Source organism: Streptomyces sp. AM 2-1-1, assembly GCF_029167645.1.
Classification (GTDB): Bacteria; Actinomycetota; Actinomycetes; order Streptomycetales; family Streptomycetaceae; genus Streptomyces.
This window is the reverse complement of sequence record NZ_CP119147.1, coordinates 6610827-6618599: the sequence shown is the minus strand read 5'-3', so window position 1 is coordinate 6618599 and position 7773 is coordinate 6610827. Positions and strand designations below refer to the sequence as shown.

Sequence of the window (7773 nt, the reverse complement as noted above, 5' to 3'; positions counted from 1 at the left end):
GATTCGGTGCGGCGCCGGAGAGGGAATCACCGGGGTTTCGCGCCGGACGCGCGCACCCGGCGCATGCACCCGGAGCCCACCCGCTTTCACCTGCGCCGAGAAGGCACCGCGGAGCGGTTCACGGGCTCCCTGGGGACGGGTCGGCGAGGCCGCGCGGAAGAAAGAGAGGGATTGCCGCCGGACGAGGATCGAACGTCGGCCCAATCCGATCGATTCCGCTCAGAAGAAGAGCGGAACCGATCGGAGTCGCGTGCTGGATCGCACGCCGAACTCCTCCGCGCCGAGGGGCGATCCCCTCCCGCGCGCCAGGTCCCGGTCCCCTCCCGCACCGAGTGCCGAGGCTCTACTCGGCGACGGACTCCGTAGCCCGCACCAGGCCGGCGGGGCGCATGTCGGTCCAGGCGGCTTCGATCGCTTCCAGACATTCCTGGCGCGATCCCTCCGGGCCCACGGCGCGCCAGCCGCCCGGAATCTCGATGTGCACGGGCCACAGCGAGTACTGCCCCTCGTCGTTGACCAGCGCAACGAACCGTCCCGACTCGTCATCGAAAGGATTGGTCACGGCCGTCCCCCACTTGTTCTCACTCATTCCACGAATGGTCATTCAGACATTCCCGGGCGCATCACGCCGAACGTCGACGCAGCGGCACCGCCGGCTCCGGACTCTTTCCGGCTGACCCGGCTGCACGGAGAGCGGCGATCTCTCGCCTCGTACTCTTCTCCGATTGCCCTTCGCGACGGGTCTCACTCCGACTTCGCCCGTTCATGCCAATCACATTAGAGGATGCATCGCGGCCGAAGGCGGTATTCGCGTCCTTGCATGCACGCCCCCCATCCCGCAGGGCTACTCCGTACGCGCGGGACATATGCCAAGTGATCACCTGTGAAAAAGTTCAGTCACGCCGCGTCCCCCTTGCACGGATATCGCTGAATTTGAGCCGCGGCATTTCCGAAAAGCGCCCGCGCGCGCCCGCAGACGCCGGAGCGCAATATGATCCAATCGAGCCCCCGTGCGCCGGTTGTGCGCCCCGTGCGCCGTACCGCCGCCCGCACCCGGCGTGCCTTCGGTCCGCACCCCGTGCCCCCGCTGCCTCTCGATCCCCCTGCTGGGGCGGGGCGTCCGGGGGGTGGGACGACCTCGGCGACCTCGGCCGGAGCGGGGCTCCGTACCGGCGTACGGGCACGGGCGGGGCGGCCGTCGTCCGTCCCCCCACCGGAACAGGACCGGCGCGGCCGGTCGGCGTACGGCCCGCGGCCGGGCGGAGTCCGCCCGAGCGGGCAGGCGGAGACCGCCCGCGGAAACATGGGGATCCGACCCCGCGTCAGAGTGCGATCACTCCCGCCGCGGTCACCCGGAATCCGCAGGTGTCGAGGTAGAAACTCCGCAGGTGTTCCTCGAAGTCGACGTGCACCCACGCGCACCGTGCGGCCCGGGCCCCTTCGACCGCCGCTGCGACCAGGGCGGCGCCGACCCCGAGCGATCTGCGGTGGCGGGCCACCACGGTGTCCAGGAGGAAGGCGTGGGCGCCGCCGTCCCCGATCACGTTGACGAAGCCGATCAGGGAGCCGTCCTCCCACGCGCAGACCCAGCCCAGGCTGTGACGCTCCAGCCGCGCCCGCCATGCGGTCCTGACGACCGGACCGCCGAACCCGTCGGCGTGCAGGACGTCGAGGCTCAGGTCGTCGAAGTCGCCCCGCCACACGTAGGTGATCGCCATCCCGGGATCGTACGGCTGCCGGGGAGTCACCCGGAGCGCGGCGGGCCCCGACGGGGTCGGGGCAGGCACGGGGTCGGGGCAGGCACGGGGACGGGCAGGCGCGGGGACGGGCAGGCGCTGTGCGCGGAGCCGGCCGGTCCGCCGCCTTCGGCCGGTCGGGTGCCGCTGCCCTTCGGGCGGTTCTGCCCGTCAAGTGCCGCTGCCGGTCAGGCGCGGACCAGCGGGGTGTCGACCAGATGCTCGGCCAGGAACCACGCCTGCAGTTCCCCGGTTCGCACGACCTGCGAGACGAGCAGGTCGTTGGTGCCGTCGTCGCCGAGTCCGACGGTCCGGGCAGCGGCGTCGTGGGCGTCCACGAGGATGGCCTCGTGCGCCTCCAGCAGCCGCGACAGCATGGCCGGCACCTCCTCCACGCCGTCCGGGGGGCGCGGGATCGAGGTGATCTCGGCGACGTGCCGGGGATCTCCCACCGCGACGCCGCCGAGGGACTGGACCCGTTCGGCGAGGGTGTCCACGAGTTCGAGCTGCTCCCCCGCGTGCTTGTCCAGGACCAGGTGCAGTTGGTAGAAGGTCGCGCCGCGCATCAGCCAGTGGTGCTTCTTGTAGAGGCCGTAGAGGATCTGCGTATCGGCCAGTACCTGGTTCAGGCGCTGGCAGGAGTACGTCCGCGCTTCGTGGGTCAGGCCGATCGGGAACCGCTTGACGGTGCCGAACTCCTGGATCACCTCGTCCTTCCGGTGCAGCCACGGCCGGCTGCCGTTCGCGTGCGGTGCGGGGTGGGTCATGGGTTCTCCTCCTGCTGCGGGTGCTGTGGGGGGTGTGTGTCCGCATCCGTGCTCCGGACGGGCCGTGCCCGGGGAGCCGTTGCGGGGAACCGCTACGGCGCGAAGATCCGCCGGCCGCCCGACGGGCGCCCTCGGGGCCCCTCCGCCGGGCGGGTGCGGTCGGTGAGGGAACGGGGCGACGGGGGCAGGACGAGAAGACCCGTACCGGACGAGGCCGACCGCTGCCATTGGCTGGGCGACATGCCGTAGGCGTCCCGGAAGGACCGGCTGAAGTGTGAAGGGCTGACGAAGCCCCAGCGGTGCGCCACGGCGGCCACGGTGAGGGTGCGGCGCGGCGACCGGCCGAGTTCGCGTCGGCACGCCTCAAGTCTGCGACGGCGTATCAGCTGCCCCACCGTGGTGCCTTCACCCTCGAAGAGCTTGTGCAGATGGCGGACCGAAAGGTGGTGGGCTCGCGCGATCGTGGCCGGGGACAGCGCCGGGTCCGCGAGATGCGCCTCGATGAACTCCCGGATGCGGGCCGTCATCCGCGCACCCGGGTCCGGGGCCCTTGAATCCTCCTCCGCGACGACCTCCGTCACGAACGCGGCGAGGATCCCCGCCGCATTGCCGACGAGCCGGTCGGCGGTGGGCGACCGGTGGACTCCGGTCTCCGCAGCGACGAGGGAGAGGAAGTGGGAGACGAGCGCCCCGACACCCTCCGCGCAGCGCAGCGGTACCCCCACGACCCGGCGCAGCTCTCCGTCACGGAGGTCGAGGAGCCGCCGGGGCACGTGGAAGACGGTCATGCGGTACGGCTCACCGGAGCGCGGGAACACGGGCCCGCCCGGTCCGCCGGGCCGGCAGAAGACGAGGTCGCCGGGTTCCAGGAGAACCTCGGCTCCGTCGTGGGGGACCGCGATCGGGCCGTGGACGTGCTGCGCGACGTACAGCGTCTCGCCGTCGTCGGAGGCCGACCGCCAGGGCGGAAGGGGGTCGCGTCCACGTCCGGCGCCGGCGAAGCGGCCCGCACCCGCGGGACCACCCGCACCCCCCGGGCTCCTCCGGCCGTCCGTACCGCCCGAACCCCTCGGACCACTCGGGCCGTCCGAAACCTCCGGGCGGCAGGCGACGAGGGCCGGGCCGGTGGGCGCGGACTCCAGGACGGAGATCCGCACGTGCCCTGCCGTACCGGCGGGGGCACGAACTGTCTCCCGGGTGGCCACTGCGTTCCTCACCGTTGCGTCTCTCCATGTCTTCCGTGATCGTCCGCGCCCCCGGAAGGGCGCACCCGCACCCGTGGCGCGGGGCCCGGTGCGCCGCTGCCGACGGGGGTGAGCGGCGCCCCGGAGGGTTCGAAGGCGACGCTTCGGCGTCGTCCCGTCCTGGTCCTGCGGATGCTTCCAGGGAGAGGGAGCGGGACGCTTCTGTCATGTGACCGGTCATGGGTGTCCCGGTGCCCCCGACGGGCGGTCCGCCGGTCGGGGGCACCCGTCCGACCTGGCAGGATGCCTGGGAGCGGCGGGAATCCGCGTCGCTCCGGCCCCCGCGCGGGGGCGTGTGGGAAGGGAAGGACGAGCATGGACCTCGGCGCCGCAACGGTCACCGAGCCGGAGATCCTCGGCAGGGACGGGGAGCTGTCGCGGATCTCCCGGCTGGTCGACGCGTCCGAGGACGGCGGGCCGAAGGTGCTCGTACTGACCGGCGCGCCCGGCGCGGGCAAGAGCACCCTGATGGACCGGGCGGCCGCGTACGCCGCCTCCCGCGGCCGGCTCGTGCTCCGGGTGCGGGGCGGCGAGGGCGAACGGGAGCTCGGCTTCGCGGGGATCCACCAGTTGCTGCGGCCCCTCCTCGACGGCGTCGCACGGCTGCCCGCCCGGCAGGGCGAAGCGCTGCGCCTGGCGTTCGGCATGGAGGAGCCGGAGACCCCGCGGAGGATCGACCCGATGCTGGCCCGGCTCGGCGTCCTGACACTGCTCTCCGACGCGGCGGCGACGCGTCCGCTGCTGCTCGTCGTGGACGACGCGCAGTGGCTGGACATCGGGTCGCTGGAGGTGCTCGCGTTCGTCGCCCGGCGTCTGGAGGGTGAGCCCGCCGCCCTGCTGCTCGCCGCCCGGGAACAGGCCGTGCCGGAGCGCTTCGACCGTGACTTCCCGCTGATGACGGCGGGTCCGCTGGACCGGGCCGCTTCCGTGGTCCTGCTGGACGCCCAGCCCCACCCGCCCCGGGGCAGGGTCCGCTCCCAGATCCTGCAGCAGGCGGAGGGGAACCCGCTGGCTCTCATCGAGCTGACCCGCGCCTACGCGCGGGACCCGAGCCGCCGTGACACGGGCTCGGTCGACTCACTCCCGCTGACCGCCCGGCTGGAGCAGATGTTCGCCGCCGAGCTGCCCACCCTTCCGGAGGCCACGCGGCGGGTTCTTCTCCTCGCGGCGGCGGCCGGGACCGCCCAGTTCCCCGGTCCCCTCCACGCGGTCGCCGGCATGGACGATCCGCAGGTGTGGTTGCCCGCCGAACGGACGGGGCTGATACGCGTCGAGGGCGGCCAGGTGCGGCTGCGTCACCCGCTGGTCCGTTCGGCGATCTACCAGGCCGCCACCTTCACCGAGCGCCGGGAGGCCCACCTGGTCCTCGCCGCCGCGCTCGCGGACGAGCCCGACCGCCGTGCCTGGCATCTCGCGGCGGCGTCGATGGGCCCGGACGCGGAGATCGCCGACGCTCTGGCCGAGAGCGCCGAGCGCTCGCGCCACCGGGGAGGGTACGCGGCCGCGGCCGCGGCTCTGGAACGCGCCGCCGAACTCACCCCGGACCGGGAGCAGCGCGCCCGCCGGCTGATCGCCGCGGCCATGTCCGCCATGCTGGGGGGCCAGCCGCAGTGGGTGAACGAGCTCGCCTCCCGGGTCGACGCGCTGACGGACGACCGGCAGCTCCTCGCGCGGGCGTCCCTCCTGGCGGGGTGGTCCCTGGCCGTCACCCATCGCTACGACGACTCCCTGGCGTACCTCCTGCCGGTGGCGGAGTCCATGGCCACCGAGTCACCCTCCCTGGCGCTCGACGCCCTGGGAACGGCCGCGACCCCGGCCTACCGCTCGGCCGCTCCCTTCTACCGGGCGGAGCTGCGGAGGATCAACGACCTGGTCGAGGACGAGCCGTACAGGGTGGACCGTGTCTGGGCGCTGGCCTCCTGCGCCCCCTTCACGGAGCGCGAGCGGACGTTGGGGCTCTTCGAACGCGCGGAGGAGGCCATGTCGGCCGATTCGCTCTCCGACGCCGTGATGCTCGGCGGCGCGGCATGGGTACTGGACGAGACCGACCGGGCCGTACGCCTGCTCGGCCAGGCCATGGACCATCTGCGGCGGGCGGCGACGGCGGGCACCAACGCCACCGTCTCCTACTCGCTCGCCAACGCGCTCTTCGAGAGCGGCGCGTGGACCGCGGCCCAGTCCACGGCGGAGGACGCGTTCTGGGTCGCGACGGAGGCGGGAGCGGACTACATGGCCGTGGGGGCGCCGCTCCTCCAGGCCACGCTGCGGGCGGCGCGCGGCGACCACGAGGGCGCGCGCCGCCGGGCGGACCACGCGGTGCGCGCCGTCGATCTGCGCAAGTCCCCCGGCCTGTACGTCCTGCACCGGCGCGCGCTCGGCATGGCGGCGTTCGCGGAGGGCGATCACCCGGCGGCGTACGAGCACCTGCGCCGCACGTACACCCGGGACTTCCACCCCTTGCCCGTGCACTACCACGCCTCCCTCTACCACCTCGCCGACCTGGCCGCCGCCGCCGTCCGGGCCGGACAGGCGGAGGACGCCCGTACGGTACTGCGCGCTGCCGAGGGGACCGTGGGTGCGTCCCTCTCCCCCCGGCTGCTGGCGATCCTGCACCGCGCCCGGGCCCTGCTCGCCACCGGCGAGGAGGCGGAGGAGCACTTCCGTAGCGCGCTCGACCCGGCCGGTGCCGGATGGCCGTTCGAGCACGCCCTGGTCCACCTGGACTTCGGGGAGTGGCTGCGGCGCCGACGCCGCAGCGCCGAAGCGCGCCCCCTGCTCGGTACGGCCCTGGAGTACTTCGAGCGGCTCGGCGCGCGGCCGTGGGTCGAGCGCGCCGGGGCCGAACTCCGCGCGGCCGGCGTGTCGGTGGCGGCCACGGCGGCGCCGGGTGCGGCAGCCGGGCTGACGCCTCAGGAGTTGCAGATCGCCCAGTTGGCGGCGGAAGGGCTCACCAACCGGGACATCGGCGCCCGGCTCTACCTGTCGCCGCGCACCATCGGCTTCCACCTGCACAAGATCTTCCCCAAGCTCGGCGTCACCGGCCGCGCCCAACTGCGCGACGTGCTGGGATCCGCTGCCGCAGGGATCGACTGAGCGCCCGCACCCGCCCCGGTCAGACGGGCAGGCGCGGCACACTGTCGATGAGCCGGCGGGTGCAGGCGCGAGCCGGTTCGCCCGGCACCTGGGAGGTGGTGCCCTGTCGACGATCTGCCCGCGCTCCAGTACGGCGGTGCCGGCCGCCGGAGAACTCGTGCGCGAAGGCACGCGCTGTCCCGTCGGGCTCGGGCCCACCGTGGCGGACCGTGAATACATGGCCAAAGCATCGCCTTTTGGTCATAAGTCCCCCTCATGTCAAAGCTGCGCGCCACATGATGAGACGCCGGTTTCGCCCCTCGCGGAGCCTCCGACGGCCGGTCGACCGACCGAAAATCCAAGTCGTGGTGTGGGAAGGGGACTTGCGGGCACCTGTGGTTCAGGCCGGTCCGTCCCCGGATCGGAGCCCACGGTGAGCGCCCCGAAGGAGCGACAGATGACGACGCAGTACGGCAGCCAGCCGACCGGACAGCACACCCCCGGCGCGCCGCAGCGCACCGGGACCGGCAACGTGCTGAGCATCATCGCGATGGTGCTGGGCGTGATCGCGCTCCTCTTCTTCCCGATCGTCTTCGGCGTGATCGGCGTGATCCTGGCGATCATCGCCAAGACCGTCCGCCACGAGCGGCTCGCCACGATAGCCATCGTGGTCAGCGCGGTCGGCCTGGTAGGCGGCATGATCCTGGGCGCCGTCGTCGCGAGTGCCTGACGCCCCCTGGGAGTGCGGACCGGGCCGCCGAGCGAAGTGCGGCGAACCTGTGACGGGTGGGTGGTGACCGATGTCGCCACCCACCCGTCACAGGTTCGCCGCGTCGTAGATCGCGTACGCCCACGACCGCACCACTGCCCGCCCCGCCTACGGGTAACGCCGGACGACCCCACCACCGGCCGCTCCCCCGGCATGACCCTCTCTCTTCTTCCTCGTCGGCCTGG

6 protein-coding genes are annotated in these 7773 nt (G+C 73.1%); 2 read left to right on the top strand and 4 right to left on the bottom strand.

Going from position 1 to position 7773, the window contains the following annotated elements; translation table 11 throughout:
- Window positions 1–343 precede the first annotated feature (343 nt).
- The 4 genes from PZB77_RS28745 to PZB77_RS28730 all read right to left on the bottom strand — a co-directional run bounded on the left by PZB77_RS28745 (window position 344) and on the right by PZB77_RS28730 (window position 3660).
- Window positions 344–562 carry an MbtH family protein gene (locus tag PZB77_RS28745; protein WP_275496255.1) on the bottom strand — a complete coding sequence of 73 codons (219 nt, stop codon included), beginning with the start codon at window positions 560–562 and terminating at the stop codon, window positions 344–346.
- Window positions 563–1322: 760 nt separating this feature from the next.
- Window positions 1323–1718 (bottom strand): GNAT family N-acetyltransferase, encoded by a 396-nt coding sequence (locus PZB77_RS28740; protein WP_275495546.1) that lies wholly within the window; start codon window positions 1716–1718, stop codon window positions 1323–1325.
- 206 nt (window positions 1719–1924) lie between these two features.
- Window positions 1925–2503, bottom strand: coding sequence for a DNA starvation/stationary phase protection protein (locus PZB77_RS28735; protein ID WP_275495545.1), 579 nt, complete (start codon window positions 2501–2503; stop codon window positions 1925–1927).
- Between the two features lie 92 nt (window positions 2504–2595).
- Window positions 2596–3660, bottom strand: a complete 1065-nt coding sequence (locus PZB77_RS28730) for an AraC family transcriptional regulator (RefSeq protein WP_275495544.1) — start codon at window positions 3658–3660, stop codon at window positions 2596–2598.
- A 402-nt stretch (window positions 3661–4062) separates the two neighbouring features.
- Here PZB77_RS28730 and PZB77_RS28725 point away from each other — a divergent pair, with 402 nt between their 5' ends.
- Both PZB77_RS28725 and PZB77_RS28720 read left to right on the top strand, forming a co-directional pair.
- The gene (locus PZB77_RS28725) at window positions 4063–6840 is read left to right on the top strand and encodes an AAA family ATPase (protein ID WP_275495543.1); all 2778 of its coding nucleotides are present in this window, start codon (window positions 4063–4065) and stop codon (window positions 6838–6840) included.
- Between the two features lie 436 nt (window positions 6841–7276).
- Window positions 7277–7549, top strand: a complete 273-nt coding sequence (locus PZB77_RS28720; RefSeq protein ID WP_275495542.1) for a hypothetical protein — start codon at window positions 7277–7279, stop codon at window positions 7547–7549.
- Window positions 7550–7773: the final 224 nt, after the last annotated feature.